19 protein-coding genes are annotated in these 18,714 nt (G+C 59.6%); 6 read left to right on the forward strand and 13 right to left on the reverse strand.

All coding sequences use genetic code 11. The features are described from left to right. Positions 1–3: 3 nt before the first annotated feature. Positions 4–1,137: a BON domain-containing protein gene (locus tag HDF16_RS18070; protein WP_184219723.1), complete on the forward strand. Its 1,134-nt coding sequence runs from the start codon at positions 4–6 to the stop codon at positions 1,135–1,137. A 20-nt stretch (positions 1,138–1,157) separates the two neighbouring features. On the opposite strand, the gene HDF16_RS18075 is transcribed toward HDF16_RS18070, so the two are convergent. Continuing rightward, positions 1,158–1,871 carry a DUF4197 domain-containing protein gene (locus tag HDF16_RS18075; RefSeq protein ID WP_184219726.1) on the reverse strand — a complete coding sequence of 238 codons (714 nt, stop codon included), beginning with the start codon at positions 1,869–1,871 and terminating at the stop codon, positions 1,158–1,160. Positions 1,872–1,916: 45 nt separating this feature from the next. On the opposite strand from HDF16_RS18075, the gene HDF16_RS18080 reads away from it, so the two are divergent. The 5 genes from HDF16_RS18080 to HDF16_RS18100 all read left to right on the forward strand — a co-directional run bounded on the left by HDF16_RS18080 (position 1,917) and on the right by HDF16_RS18100 (position 8,227). Beyond that, positions 1,917–2,843: a hypothetical protein gene (locus tag HDF16_RS18080; protein ID WP_221312877.1), complete on the forward strand. Its 927-nt coding sequence runs from the start codon at positions 1,917–1,919 to the stop codon at positions 2,841–2,843. Continuing rightward, the gene (locus HDF16_RS18085) at positions 2,840–3,496 is read left to right on the forward strand and encodes a class I SAM-dependent methyltransferase (RefSeq protein ID WP_348641352.1); all 657 of its coding nucleotides are present in this window, start codon (positions 2,840–2,842) and stop codon (positions 3,494–3,496) included. The genes HDF16_RS18080 and HDF16_RS18085 overlap by 4 nt, the downstream gene beginning before the upstream one ends. 53 nt (positions 3,497–3,549) lie before the next feature. Beyond that, positions 3,550–4,131, forward strand: coding sequence for a SixA phosphatase family protein (locus HDF16_RS18090; protein ID WP_184219729.1), 582 nt, complete (start codon positions 3,550–3,552; stop codon positions 4,129–4,131). A 127-nt stretch (positions 4,132–4,258) separates the two neighbouring features. Beyond that, on the forward strand, positions 4,259–6,163 hold the full coding sequence (locus tag HDF16_RS18095; RefSeq protein WP_184219732.1) for an ArnT family glycosyltransferase: 1,905 nt from the start codon (positions 4,259–4,261) through the stop codon (positions 6,161–6,163). Positions 6,164–6,262: 99 nt separating this feature from the next. Continuing rightward, complete coding sequence (locus HDF16_RS18100) at positions 6,263–8,227, forward strand: ArnT family glycosyltransferase (protein WP_184219735.1); 1,965 nt, start codon at positions 6,263–6,265, stop codon at positions 8,225–8,227. Positions 8,228–8,231: 4 nt separating this feature from the next. Here the strand turns inward: HDF16_RS18100 and HDF16_RS18105 are convergent, their stop codons facing one another. The 12 genes from HDF16_RS18105 to dnaK form a co-directional block, all read right to left on the reverse strand. Next, entirely contained in the window at positions 8,232–9,413 is a 1,182-nt protein-coding gene (locus HDF16_RS18105; protein WP_184219738.1) for a glycosyltransferase, read from the reverse strand. 52 nt (positions 9,414–9,465) lie between these two features. Further along, positions 9,466–9,888: a MerR family transcriptional regulator gene (locus tag HDF16_RS18110; RefSeq protein ID WP_184219741.1), complete on the reverse strand. Its 423-nt coding sequence runs from the start codon at positions 9,886–9,888 to the stop codon at positions 9,466–9,468. A gap of 99 nt (positions 9,889–9,987) precedes the next feature. Continuing rightward, positions 9,988–11,160 (reverse strand): acyltransferase family protein, encoded by a 1,173-nt coding sequence (locus tag HDF16_RS18115; protein ID WP_184219744.1) that lies wholly within the window; start codon positions 11,158–11,160, stop codon positions 9,988–9,990. A gap of 202 nt (positions 11,161–11,362) precedes the next feature. Beyond that, entirely contained in the window at positions 11,363–12,145 is a 783-nt protein-coding gene (locus HDF16_RS18120; RefSeq protein ID WP_184219747.1) for a sigma-E factor regulatory protein RseB domain-containing protein, read from the reverse strand. A gap of 174 nt (positions 12,146–12,319) precedes the next feature. Beyond that, positions 12,320–13,558: a DnaJ C-terminal domain-containing protein gene (locus HDF16_RS18125; protein ID WP_184219750.1), complete on the reverse strand. Its 1,239-nt coding sequence runs from the start codon at positions 13,556–13,558 to the stop codon at positions 12,320–12,322. Positions 13,559–13,762: 204 nt separating this feature from the next. Next, positions 13,763–13,939, reverse strand: a complete 177-nt coding sequence (locus HDF16_RS18130) for a hypothetical protein (RefSeq protein WP_221312961.1) — start codon at positions 13,937–13,939, stop codon at positions 13,763–13,765. Between the two features lie 265 nt (positions 13,940–14,204). Beyond that, positions 14,205–15,134, reverse strand: a complete 930-nt coding sequence (locus HDF16_RS30255; RefSeq protein ID WP_184219756.1) for an Fpg/Nei family DNA glycosylase — start codon at positions 15,132–15,134, stop codon at positions 14,205–14,207. 153 nt (positions 15,135–15,287) lie between these two features. Then, positions 15,288–15,611 (reverse strand): HigA family addiction module antitoxin, encoded by a 324-nt coding sequence (locus HDF16_RS18140; protein ID WP_184219759.1) that lies wholly within the window; start codon positions 15,609–15,611, stop codon positions 15,288–15,290. Between the two features lie 8 nt (positions 15,612–15,619). Beyond that, positions 15,620–15,898 carry a type II toxin-antitoxin system RelE/ParE family toxin gene (locus HDF16_RS18145; RefSeq protein WP_184219762.1) on the reverse strand — a complete coding sequence of 93 codons (279 nt, stop codon included), beginning with the start codon at positions 15,896–15,898 and terminating at the stop codon, positions 15,620–15,622. Positions 15,899–15,952: 54 nt separating this feature from the next. Then, positions 15,953–16,360, reverse strand: coding sequence for a VOC family protein (locus HDF16_RS18150; RefSeq protein ID WP_184219765.1), 408 nt, complete (start codon positions 16,358–16,360; stop codon positions 15,953–15,955). Positions 16,361–16,415: 55 nt separating this feature from the next. Next, complete coding sequence (locus HDF16_RS18155; protein WP_184219768.1) at positions 16,416–16,586, reverse strand: hypothetical protein; 171 nt, start codon at positions 16,584–16,586, stop codon at positions 16,416–16,418. A 128-nt stretch (positions 16,587–16,714) separates the two neighbouring features. Further along, on the reverse strand, positions 16,715–18,628 hold the full coding sequence (gene dnaK, locus HDF16_RS18160; RefSeq protein WP_184219771.1) for a molecular chaperone DnaK: 1,914 nt from the start codon (positions 18,626–18,628) through the stop codon (positions 16,715–16,717). Positions 18,629–18,714 lie beyond the last annotated feature (86 nt).

The raw sequence follows: 18,714 nt of genomic DNA on the forward strand, positions 1-18,714 counted from the left end.
GACATGCACGATAACGAGATTGTCCGCCTGGAATCAAGAACTTCAACCGCCGCAATCGAAGACGTGTGGGGATATCTCGCCGCAATCGCCGTACTGGCCGCAGCGCTCTCCGTCACCGGATGCAAGCACTCCTCTGCTCCCGCTCCGCAGGATGACACCTCACTTACCCAGGCGGTCCAAACTAAGATCGCGGCGGAATCCTCGCTTGCCTCTGAGCCCATCCAGGCATCCGTGCGGCAAGGAGTTGCCACGCTCACCGGCACCACCAGCAATGATGCCGCACGTTCGCTCGCTGCCAACGACGCGGCCCTGGTCTCAGGTATCAGGACGGTGGTGAATAATCTCACGGTCGTCAGCAGTCAGCCCGCTCCGGCACCGCAGACCGCTTCCGTTGCTCCGCCACCCCCGGCTCCCATCAAAAAAGAGCCGCGCCCCGAGCGCAAGCCAAAGCCAGTGTTGCCTGCCCCGCCGGCTCAGACTTATGTCGCTCCCGAGCAGGCTCAGATCGCTTCTCCACCGCCTCCGGCTCCGATTGAGCGCGCCACTCCAAGTGAGCCGCCAGCGCCACCACGCGTCCGCTCGGTGACCGTGCCTGCCGATACGACCATCCCGGTTCGCCTGAACCAGACCCTTGACAGTGCAACCACCCAGGAGGGCGATACCTTTTCGGGTGTGCTCGCCTCCGATGTCCTGGTTGAAGGCAACATCGTTCTCCCCCAGGGCACCGCCGTCAGCGGGCGCGTCGACACCGTTCAGGAGGCCGCGCACTTCAAGGGCAGCTCTCTACTGGTCATTCAGCTCACCAGCGTTCATCCTCGCGGCGCAAATCTCGCCGTCTCAACTGACGCCTACAGCAAAGCCGGCACAGGCCGCGGAAAGAACAGCGCCGAGAAGATCGGTGGGGGAGCCGCTGTCGGAGCTGTCCTTGGGGGCATCTTCGGTGGAGGCAAGGGCGCAGCCATCGGAGCAGCCGCAGGCGGCGGCGCGGGTGCCGGAGCGCAGGCCATCACGCGCGGTCAGCAGGTGCAGATTCCCGCCGAGTCGCTTGTCCGCTTCCGCCTCACCAGCCCCGTGACAGTCCGGCTCTCAGGCTCTCAAGGACCCGCAAGCGATGCCGAGCTACAGCGGCACAACTAAGCTGAACGATGCATCTTTAGCTATAACCGTCCGCCGAATACCTTCTTCAGCAGCGGAGTCACCTGCGCCGAAGGGTTCGTGCGGATCTTGGTCTCTTCCTGTCCCATCACCACGAAAAGGCCACCGACCGCCTTCTCCAGCACATAGGCGTTGATGTCCACGCTCGGCGTCTTCATGAACGGGATCGCCGGAGCATTGCCCATCAGCTCTTTAAACTGGGCGGTCACGCCGATCTTGTCCATCGATTTGTCGATCGTCGGCTTGAACGCGTCCGCCACCTTCGACGAAGTCGTCCGCTTGAAGTACTCCGTCCCAGCAGTGTTGCCGCCAGTGACGATTCCCTTCGCGTCCTCGATCGTCATCGACCGCAGCGCCTCCATGAAGATCGCCTTAGCAGCCGGAGCGGCCTCTTCGGCAGCCGAGTTCATACTCTTTACAAACTCGTCCACGCGGGGCCCTTGCCCCACCGACCTGAGCCCCTTCTCCACCTTCTGCAGCGATGGCGGCATCAGTATCTTGATCGTCGCATCGTCGAAGTAACCACCCGGCTTACCCGTTGAACTTACCGCCGTTGAGATCCCTCGCGACAGAGCCTCCTTCAGTCCGTCTCCCGCCTGAGCCGAAGTCAAAGACGCTATGTCGATCTGGGCGCGGCCAACCTGGGAACCCGCACTGAAGACGATCGCCGAAACTGCTACAACTCTCTTGAAATATCCGACCGCCTGTGTTGTCATAGCGACCAAGCTACCACCGCGAGCGCGCCGATTAGAATAAATCTTGTGGCGAACTCACCTCTCCTTCGCAGCGTCGACGCGCTTACCGCTGCATCCATTCGCCCCGAGCACTCGCACAACCCCATCATCTACTGGCATCTGCTATCGCTCGACGCCCCCACGGTCGCTATGCTGTGGACCTGGTTTATCGCGGAGAGCAACGGTGTAAAGCTCCCCCTGACATCCATTCTGGCCATGGGAGTCGCGGTCTGGATTCTCTATGCAACCGATCGGCTGCTCGATGCACGATCGACCATGGATGCACAGTTGGAGCGCCGTCATCTCTTCCATCAGAATCACCGAAGCGCCTTCCATGCAGGCATCGCCCTCGCTTCGCTAGCTCTCGTCTTCCTTGTCTCTTGCATCAGTCCCGCCGCGCTCCGGCTCTACGTGATCCTGGCAGCACCGCTGATCGGCTACTTCGTCCTCATCCATCTCCGGCGCAAGAGTTCCAAAGCACGCTCCACTCCGCGTCTTCCCAAGGAGATCGCCGTTGGCATCTTCTTCTCGGCCGCCACCTTCATCCCTTCGGTTGCGCGCAATCCAGTCTTACGGAGACCTTTGCTCCCCGCCGCCGCACTCTTCGGTCTCGCATGCTGCCTTAACTGCCTTTTCATCTATGCGTGGGAACACCCATTCGCCACGTCGGTTCCCTACCCCGAGGCCCATCCAGCCACTCGCCTTGCGCTGCGCTTCCGTGCATTCCTTTCAATTCTTGGAATCGCTGGCGGTTTCGGGCTCGCTCTTTACAGCAGCTTCTCACGCGGCCCCAACTCTGCGCCCTGGCAACTTGAAGTGGCGATATCCCTGTCCGCAGCGCTGCTGCTGCAGCTCCACTTCAGACGGAGGCATCTCGATCCCGCCGCCCTGCGCGCAGCCGCCGATCTCTGCCTCCTGACTCCCATACTGCTGGTCTTCACTCTCCATTCGTGAAAGCCGCGCAGCCAGACTTCGATCTCATCGCCCGTCCCTACCGCTGGCTCGAGTACATGACTCTCGGACGCGCGCTCGAGCGGTCCCGACTTCACTTCCTCCCAGAACTTCGCGATCGCACTTCCGCGTTGGTACTTGGCGACGGCGACGGCCGCTTCCTTGCACGCCTCTTCGCTCAGAATCCCGCGCTGCAAGCCGACGCTGTCGATACCAGCCGTGTCATGCTCGAACTTCTTCGACACAACTGCCCGTCGGATGCCGTCTTGCGCACACACCAGGCCGACGCCCTGATCTTTCTTGCCACGACCCCGAAAATCCAATATGACCTCGTCGTCACCCACTTCTTCCTCGACTGCCTCATACAGTCTGAAGTCAATGAGATCGCCCGAGAGATTGCGCCCTTCCTTGCTCCGGGAGCCCTCTGGGTCGTAACTGACTTCGCCATTCCGTCTGGTGCTATGCGCATTCCCGCGGATTTGTTGGTTCGGTTTCTGTACCTCGCATTTCGCATCCTCACCGGGCTTCGCGTCTCCCGCCTGCCCGACCACGATGCCGCCCTGCAAGCCGCTGGTTTCATCCGTGTTCGTCAGCATTCGTCGTTTTTCGGCGCCCTGGTTTCTGACATTTGGAAGTTGAGCGAAGCGGTTCCATGACTTTAGAGTTGAAGTGAAATCAACACGGCCCTCATCTATAATGTGAATAGACTATGAATTTGTTTATTCTTCGCCACGCCAGCGCCGGAACTAGCCGTCCCAATCCACTCGTAGACCGTAAACGCCCACTCGACAAGGAAGGCAAGAAGCACTGCCTGCAACTCGCCGCAATCCTCAATAATCAGAAGACCCAGTTCGATCTGATTATCTCGAGCCCGCTCAAGCGCAGCCTTCAGACGGCCCAGCTTCTTGCCACCGAGACCGGCTACGAGGCCGAGATCATCCATTCAGACGCTCTCGCGCCCATCGCCACCTTCAAAGACTTCCAGAAACTCCTCCAGACAGTTTCGGGGAACTTTCCGGAGAAAGAAAATATCCTGGTAGTCGGCCACAATCCAAACCTGGCCATCTTCCTCGCAAACCTTATTCTTCCCGCACCAGCGGCGGTTGTGCCAAAGATCCGTCTCCGCAAAGGATCGCTCGCCCACGTCACCTACGGTCGTGGCCCAGCGATCCTGCAGAATCTCATCGACCCCCGGGTCGTTCGCGCCAGCTTTGCCGCAGGCACCAAGCGGCCGCGCCGCAAAGCTGCAAGCCGCAAGCCCGCGACTCGTAAGAAGATCACCAAGAAGTAACCGCGATCACTCTCCCCACCTCCCAGTTGGCTACGGCACCATTTCGAGGCATCGAACCCGCTCCCGATATCATCCCAATAGAATCGGAGTGCACGTATCTCGCTACTCTGAACGACGAAGACTAGCGATGACGACAAAAACCTACGCAGCATCCGAATCGACCCCGCGGCAGCGCGGCGGCATACCAGAGCCTATCGCGAATCTGCCGGCGCCGTCGCGCTCGGTTGGCATTGCTATTCTGTTCGCGCTTTGGGCGGCAGTCTTTTTCGCGTCGCTCTTCGCTCCTCCTCTGCTCGACGACGCCGACGCGACCCACTCGAACGCCGCCCGCCATATCCTCTCCTCCGGCGACTGGGTCACGCTGTACGTCAACGGTATCCGATACCTCGAAAAAGCGCCGCTGCCTTATTGGATCGACGCGGTCAGCTTCAAGCTCTTCGGCTTCACCGCCTTTGCGGCTCATCTGCCCCAATCCATCGCGGTCTTCCTTCTCGCATTGCTCGGGTATCTATGGGCGTCAAAGGCCTACAATCCGCGAACTGGCCTCTACACAGGCGTAGCCGTTCTCACCTCTGCGGGAGTCTTCCTCTTCACCCGCGTCTTCATTCCGGAGATCTGGCTGTCGCTCTTTCTCGCTACGGCTCTCTATGCCTTCCTGCAATCTCTCGAACAGGGTAAGAGCCACGCTTACCTCATGTGGACGAGCCTCGCCCTGGCCGTGCTCACCAAGGGCCTTATCGCGCCGGTCTTCATCTTCGGCACCGGCGTCGTCTATCTCGCTCTCACAGGCGAGTACCGCCAGTGGCGCCGCCTCAAGCCGTTCACCGGCTTCCTGCTCTTCCTCGCCACCGCCGCCCCGTGGCACATCCTGGCTGGCCTCCGCAATCCCGACGGTTTCCTCAATGGCCATCCCCACGGCTTCTTCTGGTTCTACTTCGTCAACGAGCACTTCCTCCGCTTCCTCGGCAAGCGCTATCCGGTCGACTACAACAAGCTGCCGGGCTACCTCTTCTGGAGTCTGCACCTCGTCTGGCTATTTCCCTGGGCACTGTTCACACCTCTCCTCTTCGCTGGCGTCCGTCGCAGAGTCTCGACGATCCTCGCGCCCACCTACGCCGCCCGCACCGCACTCCTTCTGGCCCTCTACTCAGCCCTTGTCCTGCTCTTCTTCTCCTTCTCGACCAACCAGGAGTACTACACATTTCCCGCTTATCTCCCTCTGCTAATGCTCATTGCGGCCGCGCTCACCCGCGCTGAGAGCACCTACTCCGAAGAGAAATCCTCTCGCCGATGGATCACCTTCGCCCACGCCGCCCTTACCGTCATCGGCGTGGCCGCCGCCATCGCCCTCTTCATCGGTCTCTGGCGTTCACGCCATCTCCCCTTCGTGCCCGATATCGGAGAGCTCCTTGCTCACCGGGGCGTCGGTGACTACACCCTCTCCATGTCGCACCTCTTCGATCTAACCGACTCGAGCTTCGCCGCCCTGCGCCTGCCTGCCGCGCTCGCGGCCATAGCCTTCGCCTTCGGCCCAGCCATCGCCTGGTTCCTGCGCACGAAACGCCGGCATCTCGCCGCGACATCCGCCATCGCGCTCACCTCAGCGACCTTCCTCGTCGCCGCCCACATCGCACTCATCCGGTTCGGCCCGATGCTTTCCTCTGAGACAATGGCCGCCAAGATCACCGATCTTCGCTCCACCCGCGCCATCTCGCCTGACACGAAGCTGATGCTCTACGGCGACCAGTCCTACGGTTCCTCCATCGCCTTCTACCTCGGCGAACAGCTCCCGCTCGTCGAAGGTGTCTCCAGCTCCATGATCTTCGGCAGTAGCTTCCCTGACGCTCCCAAGATCTTCCTCACCAATGCGAACCTCCTCGCCACCTGGGGCACAGGCCCGCGCAAGCTCCTCTTCGTTCCCCTCGAGCGCCGCGATAATCTTGACCTCGTCCTCCCCGTATCCCGCCAGATCGTTCTCGCAGAAACCTCCGGCAAAGCGCTCATTACCGATCGCCCTTTGGATAATCGATAGAATTCGCATCCTCATCCGTTAGAATCACGACATAGAGAAACGCGTCTGAACCGATCGCTCCACCCCAGGTCTCGGCTAAGTGCGCAACGTGATCCTCCGATGCCCAGCCTTGTCACCGAACGCCCCATAACGACAGCACCAAGCGCCGTAGCCCCTAGCTGGAGCCCTCGCTCTCTCGGTATTCTCTTCATCGCCTGGTTGATCCTGCAGTTTAGCGGCATCTTCTCTCCCGGCTTGCTGGACGACGTCGACTCCATCTACATCCAGATCGCTCGAGAGATGTTGCAGCGCCACGACTTCGTCACTCCGTACATCGATGGCATCCGCTTCTTCGACAAGCCGCCCCTGATGTACTGGATGGCTTCCACGTCGATGAGCGTCTTCGGAGTTTCAGACTGGGCCGCTCGACTCCCGCTCTCGCTCGCCGTCCTTGCGCTCCTTCTGAGCACCTACGCCCTCGGCAATCGCCTGTTCTCGTCGGTCTCGCCAGCCCATGCACGCGACCGCGGCGGCTTCTACTCGGCGCTTGCGCTCGCGACGGCGATCGGCCCGTACCTCTATACGCGTTTCTTCATCCCCGACATCCTCATCGCCCTCTGGATGACCGTGGGCGTCCACCTCTTCCTCATCGCCCTCGAAAGAATCGCCGACAATCCGGGTGCCCGACGTCTCGCTTCCGAGACGTCGGCGGAGGCGGCGTCGAAATCAACTCTCGTCCCCTGCCTCGGCTTCGCAGCCGTCATGGCGCTGAACGTCCTCACCAAGGGACTCATCGGAGCCGTCTTCCCCATAGGCTTCGTCTTGCTCTACCTCGCCATCACCCGCCGCCTCCACCTCCTGACACGTTTCCATCTCGTCTCCGGAACCGCTGCCTTCCTCGCAATCGCCGCCCCATGGCACATTCTTGCCGCCTTGCGAAACCCGGCCATCGCTCTTCCGGCAGGGCTCGGTCTGCCTGTCCACGGCGGCTGGACCTGGTTCTATCTCTACAACGAGCACATCGCCCGCTTCCTCTCGAAACGAATCCCACACGACTACGGCCAGACGCCGGTCTGGCTCTTCTGGCTCTACCTCGCGATATGGGCGATGCCCTGGACGACGTTTCTTCCGGCAGCCATCTCAACCCACATCCGTGCACTGAGAACCCGCGCCATGGCGTCAGCAAGGGAGCACGAGGCGGCTCTCGCACTCCTCCTCTGGTCGCTGCTCGTCCTCGGCTTCTTCACGCTCTCCGCCCGGCAGGAGTATTACTCCCTGCCGGCGATCCCGGCGCTCGCTCTGATGGCTGGCGGTGTCTTATCCCGCGCCGAACGCAACAGGACGGACCTTGGCGCAACGGAACTCTCCGTCAAGCTCTTCCGCTGGTCTGCCTTCTTCCTGCTTCCCCTAACCACCGCCGTAGCCGCCCTATGCGCCTGGTTCGCGATCGTCGCTCCGCGCCCGGTGCCCGGAGCCACCCTCTCCACCCTGCTTGCCACCAACCCTGAGCTCTACAACCTTTCGCTCGGCCATCTCTTCGATCTCACGGGCCCGGCCCTGGGTCTCTTCCGGGGTCCGCTCGCTGCCGTGGCCGTTGGGCTCGCTATCGTCGGCGTCGCCAGCACTATTCTTCGCCGTAAGGGACACGCTTACGCAGCGAACCTAGCCATCGCGACCGGCATGACCATCACGCTCCTGGCTGCGCACGCTGGCCTCTCCCGCTTCAACCCCATCCTCGGGTCAAAGGATCTGGCGAAGTCCATCAACGCCGTCCTCAGACCCGACGATGTCATCGTGCTCGACGGTGAACTCACGACCGGATCGACCATCCTCTTCTACACCGGTCACCAGGTGCACCTCGTCGATGGTCGCGTCAACGGTCTCTGGTATGGCAGCTTCTGGCCCGACGCTCCCCATGTCTTCGAGACAGAGGTCTCTCTCAAAGCCCTCTGGCAGGGCCCACGCCACGTCTTCCTGCTCACCTCAAACGCAGCTTCCCGCCAGCAAACCCTGGCCCCAGCTGCAATCCTCGCCACCTCAGGCGGCAAAGCCGTTCTCACGAACTTCGCACCGCCACGGCCTTAGAAATCTAGAGCGCTGGCCGCATCCGTCCCTCTGCCAGCAACTCGTAGACTTCGCCGCGCCATAGAATCCGGTTGCTCCCATAACTGGCCGCCCAGAAAAAGATCCCCATCAAGTCGCGAATCGGAAACAGAAACGCCGCCCTCCACGGATTCGGCTCCTGTACGGTGTACTTCGCTACGACGAAGCCTTGCACGATCCGCCCCGCGAGGCTATAAGCAAGAACCGCCCCTCCCAACCATGGCATCCCTAACATCAGCGCCCCAATTAGAGCGACGATCCCAAAGGGCACTCCAAAGGTAAGACTCGTCCCAAAGTGCCCTTTCGGCCGAGAGAACCGTGTGCTCTTCATCCAACGGATCTGGTGCCGGATCGAATCGACAAAGCTCACATTCAGCACGACGTGGTCGATCGCGTGTCCGATCAGCTCCACCCGATGCCCCTTCGCCGCGATCCAGTTCCCTAAGACAAAGTCGTCCGCGCAGTAGTCGACCATCGCCTCGAATCCGCCAATCTCCGCCACGCACTTCCGCCGAGCGACCATCGTCGGCCCAAGCGCGAACTGCATCGGTTCCATCAAGTTCGCCGCCATCACGCCGGAGCTCATCTCAACCGTCATCCCGACCGCTTCAAGCTGTGTCCAAATCCCGCCCACAGCCACGCCGCGATAGAGGCATGTCGCGCACCCGACCTTCACATCGCGAAACGGCAACACCACGCTTCGCAGATACTTCCGATCTACGCGGACATCGCTGTCGCTGATCACCCAGAGATCGTGCGTCGCTGCCTTCGCCATCACCGTCATCGAACACGCCTTCGCGTTCGCTGCCCACGGCTCTCCGCTTGCTAGAAACTTGCTGGTCACACCGAGGTACTCTGCGGCCACCCGATGCGCGATCTGCATCCCTGCGTCGTCCAGCGTTCGCGCGCAGAACAGAACCTCTACCGGCGCAGCATAGTCCTGTTCGAAGAAGCTCCGCAGGTTGCGTTCAAGCCCCGGCTCCGCACCATGTAGCGGCTTGAAGAGGGTCACGGGCGGCAGAAACTCCGGTTTCTCTGCCAGCATTCGTTCCTGCAGACGGGCGTCCCGCAGAAACGCCCGCACCCCAACCAGGACCATCCCAAGAAACACGCTTGAAGTAAGCAGCCCGAACAAGCCGACTGCCAGAGGTACATATTTCAAAAACATGGAACCCAATCTCGGAGAGCGCGCAGTAGAGTAGGCCATCTCCGGTAGCCGCTTACTTTTTCTTGACGCCCTTCAGCGCAACCTTCGCCGCAGGCTTCACCGGCACGATAACCGCTCGCCGCAATGGCACAAGACCAGCCCCGGGGTCCTGCTGCTGCTGCATCCGAGATAGCATCTCCGTCCGAACGTAGTCGACAAACCCCTGCATCTGCCGGTTCATCTCCTCCATCCGCTCGCGCATCTGTAGCACAATCGCGATCCCGGCGATATTCACGCCCAGGTCCCGCGCCAGGTTCAGAATGAACTCAAGCCGTTCTAAATCCTCATCGGTGTATAGCCGAGTATTTCCGTCACTGCGCGATGGCCGCAGCAACCCCTCGCGCTCATACAGTCTCAACGTCTGCGGATGAATCTCGTACATCTCCGCCACCGCCGAGATCATGTACGCACCCTTGGTCTTTCGCTTCGTCGCCACGAAACCTTCTCCGCCCGCGACGGCATCTCTTGTCTCATCAAGGTGCTAGTCCGGTGTAACCGATCATACCCGATAGCAATTTCACAGGGAACGCTCTTCCTAACGCGCCGCCGCAATCCTCCCTTTCAGCCGCAGGATTGGATCCTCAAACCACCGCCGCGACGCCATCGCCACCCCGACTGCCACTCCATTTGCCACGACGAACCGCAGCAATAGCAACCCGCGATCATGCGTAAACCCCTCGCCAAAAGCCCGGTCATAAATCTGCAGCAACAACAGATGAATCAGGTACAGCCCGTAGCTGATGTTACTCAGGAAGACCATCCCGTTGAGCCATCGCGGGAGAGCCCGTTCGCGAAACACGCAAAGCATCCACACTACCGCGCTGCTGCAAATCAGCAGAAAGCAGCTCAGACCCAAGCTGTTCCGCAGCACATCTTCTGACCCCATCCTGCCCGCGCCAAACAGGCCGACTAGCCCCACAATACCCGCCGCTAGCTGCGTCCAGCCGAGCGCGGCTACCCTCGCCACCGTCATCCCCGGCCACCGCAGCAGGATTGCCAACATCGCCCCCATCGCCAGGTTGTCGCCGACCATCCACGTCTTACTGAGCGCATCGCCGGTATGGAGAACATGCGCAAACGAAAGCCCACGAAGCACAGGACAGATCACGAGCAGCGCCAGGCTCGACACCAGCATTCCTCGCCGCCGCAGCTTGCGATACATCATCGGCCATAAGAGATAGAACTGCTCCTCTACCGCCAGAGACCAGAACGGTCCATAGAAAAGGTACCCGTGCCGCAGAAAGAGTCCCGGCATATTCGCCAGGAACAGCAGGGAGATACCCACGTAATTCGGCGTCACAAACCCGGTCGCCCAAGCCAGGAAGAGCACGGCGACGTAGGCGGGTAGAATTCGCAGCGCTCGCCGGATATAAAACCGTTTATAGAAGTTTTGCCGTTGAAGCGTGTCGTCGAGGATCCCTGTGATCAGAAATCCTGAGATCACGAAGAAAAGATTGACGCCGAGCCATCCCCAAGCCGTCAGCCCATAGATCGCATTCGCAATCGGATGGCCCCATTCGACCGCAGGAGCGTGGTAAGCCATTCCATGAAAGACGACCACCGCCAGCACAGCGGCACCCCGCAACACGTCGATCCCCTTCATGTGAGCAGTGAGCAACTCTGAAGCCAGCATCCGCTCAGGGCGCGAAGCACGATTGACGCCCCCAGGTGGGCTCAGCGCAACGGCTTCCACGACTTCAGTGTCCACAGGAGCCCTCACAGGTCTTATTCACTGTTCAGGGTTTGAACTCGCTCGCAATGGGTCCGGAGCTTTAAGGAAACCCGCCTACTCTGAGTGGTCTATGCCAGAACGTGTCGCAATGTGCTACATAAACCAAAGTAACCGGTTCGCAACAAATGTCAATGCGAAAACAGGAAGGGCGTTCGACCGAAACATTTGAATCTTGAATTCATTGCGGCAAAGACACCGCGACCCCGGTCACCGCACCTCGCCCACCCGCGCCGTGGTTTGCGGCCGAGATCACCCCACTCGGCCGTCCAGCCGCCACCACCTCATACTGCCCATAATCGACGGACAGCGTAATCTCCCCACCAATCCGAAGACGGCTCACCGTATGATTCTTCGCGGGAAGCCAGAACTCCCCATCTTTCGCATAGGTGTAGTCGAAGTTTGAGCTACCCATCAGCCAGGTCGGATTCTTCGCTGGCGCGCCCACAATCCTCATCACCACGAAGTCCTGCTCGCTCACCCAAACTTTGCCCTTGTAGTTGAAGCGGTTCTCGTCCTTCGGCGTGACCTGAAGCACCCACGTCTTCTCGCCCGCGAACATCTCTTCGCCGAGTAACTCCAGCCGGTCATTCTCTGGTGACAGCATCGACCGCAGTCGGTTCCCCTCCAACGCTCCTTCGCGCTCGCCTTCCATCAGCCGGGAGATCACCTGATGACAGAACACCGTCGATCCCGTCTCCGAAAGCACCGTGAACTTCTTGCTGTCCGGAGCGGAGTAGTCCATCCGCACCTGCATCCGCGCGTGCCGCACCCCGATCGGGCCCTTGTAGTCCATCTCGTAGGTTCGTTCTGATCCATACCGGATCAGCGCGTCCCGGCGCATCGCGTCGTGCTGCATCACCCGCCGCACAATCTCATCTGCATTCATCGTCTGCGCAGAACCCAACCCGGAACCCAACTCCGCAGCCCCAAGCAATAGCACCACCCATGCCATTCGCTTCATAGTCCCTCCCACAGACCCATCTCACCACAGCCGCACAAATATCTGTGCAAACATTGCGTGTAAATCTCGAGATTTCTGTGGGGACCAGAACCCGTTTGGGAACAGGACCTCTTGCGGCGACCAGGACACGCCGGGTGCCCCACACCTCGATTCTGAGATGTGGGGCTTCGTCGACTACACCTGCCCGAAGATTCCGCTCCGCGGGTCCTCTGGATTGAGCGCTGCCAACTCCCGGAGTATCTCCTTCGACCGCTCATCCTGCACCTTCGGGATCACGATCTTCACCTCCACGATCTGATCGCCGCGCACGCCATCGCGCGTCGCACTGGGAACGCCTTTTTCGCGCAACCGCAGCTTCTGACCCGTCTGAGTCCCCGGCGGAATCTTCAACTGCGTCTTCGGTCCGCCGTCATGCGAATCGACCGTCGGCACATCGATCTTCGCGCCCAGCGCTGCTTCACTGACAGACACCGGAACCGTCACATAGATGTCGTCCCCCTGCCGCATAAATACCGGGTTCGTGCCGCCCTTGATGATCAGGAACAGGTCTCCTGCCGTTCCGCCATCCGTGCCGGCGTTGCCTTTTCCAGCAAGCCTGATCCTCTGGCCATCTCTGGTCCCAGGCTTGATACGAAACTCCAAAGGCTCGCGCTTCGTGATCACACCGGCTCCGCTACAGGTCGCACACGCGTTCTGCACTTTGCCCGACCCGCTGCAGCGTGGGCACTGGATGTTGAACTTCATTCGCCCGCCCATCTGGGTCACCTGGCCCGTTCCTTCACACTCCGGACACTCCATACTCCCGCCCGAGGTCGACTTCCCCTTACACGTCGGACATGTCTCCTTCCGCGTGATCTCCAGCTTGGTCACACCGCCGCGAATCAGGGTCCAGAAGTCCACATTCACCTGGTACTCGAGGTCTGTCCCCGGCTGCGCCCCGCGTGAAGACTTCTGCCCTCCGCTGAACATGCCGCTGAAGATATCCTTGAAGCTGCCGCCAAAACCACCACCTGCATCGGTGCTCCGAGGCTCGCGTCCGCCTTGGAAACCTGAAAAGTCGAAGCCGCCAAAGTCGAATGGGACTTCCTGGCCGGGACGACCGCTCGCGCCCGCGCCGCCCGGAAATCCGCCGCCGCCGTAACCGCCACGAGCAGCCGCATCCGCCGCTGCCGGGTCGATATTGTCCGAATAGAAGCCGAACTGGTCGAAGACCTTCCGCTTCTTCTCGTCGCTGAGGACGTCGTTTGCCTCGGAGATCTCCTTGAACTTCTCTTCGGACTTCTTGTCGTTCGGGTTCACGTCCGGGTGATACTTCCGCGCCATCTTGCGGAACGCCTTGCGAATCTCATCCTGCGTCGCGGTCGACTTCACGCCCAGCGAGCCGTAATAATCCTTCTTCTGTGTTGGAGCCATAGTCTTCTATCTTCTCTCAGCATCACGCATTCAGATGCTCATCCACTGATCTTGTCATCCCGTGCAAAGAACCTTGTCATCCTTCACGAAGCGGAGGATCTGCTTCTGCGCTTGATCTTGCACCTTCTTCAGTCACACCCACCAGCATAAATAATGGCGCCGACAAACTGCATCGGCGCCATCACTTCAGTTCGTTTCAGGAACTCAGTTCCAGATCTTGTACGCTTCAATCGCCTCAATTGAGAACTGCTGATCCGGCTCCATCGGCTTCATCCGCTGCACAAACTGCTCTGCTTCAGCCTTCGTGTCGAACATCATCCGGTTGTAGAGCTGACCAAACCGTAACTGGTCGCATATCCAAAGCGTCTCTGACATTGTCATCACCCTCGCGACTAGATTTGAGTTCCAGACCTTCAAAGCCGTTTCTCTACCTGTTCAAACCCCGGTCCTGGGAATTTGTCTTGCTCTATGCCTGAACAGTCCATGCATCCATCCGCAAACCGCGCCTGCACTGCTCCTCTGGAACGCGCCCTTGCTTTCGGTTCGCCGCGATAGCCTTATTCAACTCGGCTTGCAATTAGTTTGATTCACTTCACTACACATTGGACGCAGAAGCACGCCGATCGGTACGCCCGCATCAACAACGTCACCCCTTCTTTCCTTCTTCGGCCTGACAGGTGGGGCACCAGAAGAGATTCCGCGCTGCCATCTCCCGTTTCAACACTGTTGTCCCGCAGACAAAGCAAGGCTTCCCATTTCGCCGATAGACATAGTGTGCCTCTTCTTTGTCCGGTCGAGCCGCTTTCTTCTTTCCTTTCGACGATGGCCGGTCTTCCGGTCGCGTCGTCACAATCCTGCGATCCACCATTCCCGCCCGCATCAACGGCAACGCCTCCTTCCAGATCGCCTGCAGCGTAGCCTCCGCAACGTCTTTCCCAGGCAGAAAGGGACTCAGTCGCGCCCGAAACAGCAACTCCGCCCGATAGATATTGCCAATCCCCGCAATAACCGACTGGTCCATCAGCAGCTCCCCAATCGACTTCCGGCTCTTCAGGATCTTCGCAAACGCCTTCGCCGGGTCATCTCCGCCCGTCCCATCCACACCCAGCGGATCAGGCCCCAGACGCTCCCTCAGCTTGTCCCACTTCGCGTCCGTGTACACCGAGCAGTCCATCGGCCCGCGCAGCTCTACCCACGCCACCTTCTTGGCGTCGAAGTCGTTCGAGCCATCATCGTCCGCATACCACGCATGACGCTTGCTCTCCCCCGGCGCTGCGGGCTTCTTCACCGCAGCCTCATTCCACATCCTCAACCGCAGCGCCCCACGCACCTCCGGCAGCGGCCCAGAGCCCTCGGTAAAGTCTCCCTGCAGCCCCAGGTGGATATGCAGAATCCGGTCTTTCCCAAACACATATCCCAGATGCTTGCCGACAGCCATCACTCGAAGCAGCTTCCGCCCATCGATCGCATCGACATCGGTAAACCGCCCCTGCGGCCCATCCGCCCGAACAACCTTCCCACCAAACGCAGCAAAATGCCGCTCCGCCCACCGATGTATCTCATTGCCTTCAGGCACCCACTACCCCCAGACTTGAAAGCCACTCACTCTCACCCTTGTCATCCTTCGACGAAGTCGGAGGATCTGCTGTTGCACTTGCCGTTGCCTGTCCTTGCCGTCATTCTGAGCGCAGCGAAGCATCCCCGCATTTCGCTCGTGGTTCCGCCAAGCTCAAGCCACCGAAACTTCCCTCGGCAGCACTTCCCTCTCGATCACACTTCGAGCATGCTTATAAGCGACTGCCAACTCATAATTACTCTGCAGATTCATCCAGAACTGCGCCGGCATTCCAAAGTACCTAGCCAGCCGATAAGCAGTATCCGCGCTGATACTCCGCCGCTCCGCCACAATCTCGCTGATCCGCGTCGAGGGCACCCGCAGCGCCATCGCAAGCGCGTTCGCTGAGATATTCAGCGGCACAAGAAACTCCTCCCGCAGCATCTCGCCCGGATGTACCGGAGCGCCGGGATGATTCGGATTACGTGGAATCGCCATAGCTCACCTCAATGGTAGTCAACAACTTCAACATCTTCCGGACCCTGACCCATCCAGCGAAAACAAACGCGGAATTGATCGTTCACACGAATACTGTGTTGCCCTGCCCGTTTCCCCTTTAGAAGCTCCAGCCGATTTCCAGGCGGGACTCGAAGTTCATCCAGCTTCTCGACAATATCCAACTGCTTCAGCTTTCGCAGAGCCACGCCGGATGCAGTACCGAAAGATCGGTGCCGCCCCGTCTCAAACAGCGCCTCGGTAGCCTTGTCGGCAAACGAACGGATCACAAGAAGAGCGTATCACGTTCAACGCGGCGCGTTGAACGTGATACGCGCTGCCATTTAGTTGCGCCTCCCAATCTCCCAATCATGCCCAAACGGATCGCTCACCCTCCCAATCCTCCATCCATACTCATCCTTCATCGAGCACGAAACCTTCGCTCCTGCCGTCAACGCCCGCTCATACATCGCATCCGGATCATCCAGTTCGATCACCATCCGCGCCGTAGCTCCGCCGAGCGTCTCCGGGCTGAAGTTCTTATTCTCCGGCGACTCATCCGACAGCCAGAACCGTCCCTCGCCCACGCCCATCTCGCACACCACCGAGCCATCCGGCCCATCATGGCGAAACAGCACCTCCGCCCCAAACGCGGCCTTATAAAACTCGATCGCCGCCGCACCATTTCTCACAGAGAGAAACGGCGCAACGGCGATCTTTGAAACTCCCACCTTAGATCCAGCCTCACTCATCACTCACCTCGCCGCATTCCTTCACGCGAGGCAAGTCTACCGCGAAGCCAATCTCCTAATTCCACACATGCTGAATCGGCATCGGTTCAATCTTGAACATCAGATCCGGGGCCACACCGGAGAGCTTCTTCGCAAACGCCCGCGCCTGCTCCTCGCTGAGAAACATCTGGGCCTCTTGCATCTGCCCGCCGAACCACTGCTCGCACTTCCAAACCATGTTTGTCATCGCAGCCCCCTTGTAGTCGACTCAGGTTCTATTCCCTATCGACCGATGTTCATCCTTTGTACAGAAGGGCGCCCCTCAAAGTTCCGGGGCGCCCTTCCTTTCTCAACCGGCAGTGATCGCCTGAAAGGTTACTTCTCAGCGTCTACGTACTCAGCATCGATTACGCCTTCGTCCTTCTTTGCCTCTTCATGCGTAGTGCCCTCTGCAGCCGCAGCGCCATCGGTCGGAGCGGATGCCGCGCCAGCCTTGTACACCGCTTCGGCAAGCTTGTGGCTTGCCGTCTGCAGCTTGTCCTTCGCCGCATTCAGGTCGCTCGCCGAAGGTGTTCCAGCAAGCTTGTCCTTCGCCTCGGCAAGAGTAGACTCAACCTCAGTCTTATCGCTCTCCTGCACCTTGTCTCCGCTCTCCTTCAACATCTTTTCGATGTTGTAGACCAGCGAATCAAGCTGGTTGCGCGCCTCGATCTCTTCCTTCTTCTCCTTGTCTTCGGAAGCATGAGCCTCGGCATCCTTCGCCATCCGCTCCACTTCGTCCTTGCTCAGACCTGAAGAGGAAGTAATCGTGATCTTCTGGTCCTTACCGGTGCCGCGATCTTTTGCGGTCACATTCAGAATGCCGTTCGCGTCGATGTCGAACGTCACCTCAATCTGCGGTACGCCGCGCTGTGCCGGAACGATGCCACTGAGCTTGAACTTGCCCAACGTACGGTTGCCGTTCGCCAGTGGACGTTCGCCTTGCATGACATGGACTTCTACTTCGGTCTGGTTATCCGCGAAGGTCGAGAACGTCTCCGACTTCTTCGTCGGAATCGTCGTGTTCCTCGCAATCATCGAAGTAGCCACGCCACCCGCAGTCTCAATCGACAGCGTCAGCGGAGTGACATCGAGCAGCAGCAGGTCCTTCACTTCGCCAGCCAGAACACCAGCCTGGACAGCGGCGCCGATAGCGACAACCTCATCCGGGTTCACACCCTTATGCGGCTCCTTGCCAAAGAGTTCTTTGACGAGCTGCTGGATCTTCGGCATACGCGTCTGACCGCCGACAAGAACGACCTCGTCGATCTTCGAAGCATCGATGCCGGCATCCTTCAACGCCTGCTTCGAGGGTCCAATCGAACGCTGCAACAGGTCATCGACCAGCGACTCAAGCTTAGCCCGCGTCAGGTTGCGAACCAGGTGCTTCGGTCCGCTTGCGTCCGCCGTGATGAAAGGGAGGTTGATCTCCGACTCCTGCGCCGTTGAAAGCTCAATCTTCGCCTTCTCCGCCGCGTCCTTCAGACGCTGAAGCGCCATCTCGTTACCCTTCGCATGAAGGTCGAGACCGGTGTCCGACTTGAACTCGCCAATCAGCCAGTCCACAATGCGCTGGTCAAGGTTATCGCCGCCAAGGTGCGTATCGCCGTTGGTCGACTTCACCTCGATCACGCCTTCGCCAACCTCAAGAATCGAGATATCAAAGGTACCGCCGCCAAAGTCGTAGACCGCAATCGTCTCGTCCTTCTTCTTGTCCAGACCATAAGCAAGCGCAGCCGCCGTCGGCTCGTTCACAATGCGCTTCACATCAAGTCCGGCAATCTTGCCCGCATCCTTGGTCGCTTGACGCTGTGCGTCATTGAAGTAAGCCGGAACCGTGATGACAGCTTCCGTAACCGACTGGCCAAGGTAGTCCTCGGCGGCCTTCTTCAGCTTCTGCAGGATCATCGCGGAGACTTCAGGAGCGGTGAACTCCTTGCCCTGCGCCAGAACGCCGACGTTGTCGCCCTTGGTTACGACCTTGTACGGCACCATCTTCATCTCATCGCCGACTTCGTTCATCCGGCGGCCCATAAAGCGCTTAATCGAATACACCGTGTTCTCAGGGTTCGTGATCGCCTGACGCTTCGCCACCTGACCCACCAGGCGCTCGCCGCTCTTCGTAAACGCAACAATCGACGGGGTCGTACGTCCGCCCTCTTCGTTCGCGATCACCTTCGGCTCGCCGCCTTCCATCACGGCCACGCAGGAGTTCGTGGTTCCTAAATCGATACCAATAATCTTGCCCATATGTACTGCCCCCTATTTGTCTCTGAACTTCCGACTCACCCATCATCACATGTGAGTGACTTACTGTCAAGGTATCTGATGCATGC

This window comes from Granulicella aggregans (genome assembly GCF_014203275.1).
Taxonomy (GTDB): Bacteria; Acidobacteriota; Terriglobia; order Terriglobales; family Acidobacteriaceae; genus Edaphobacter.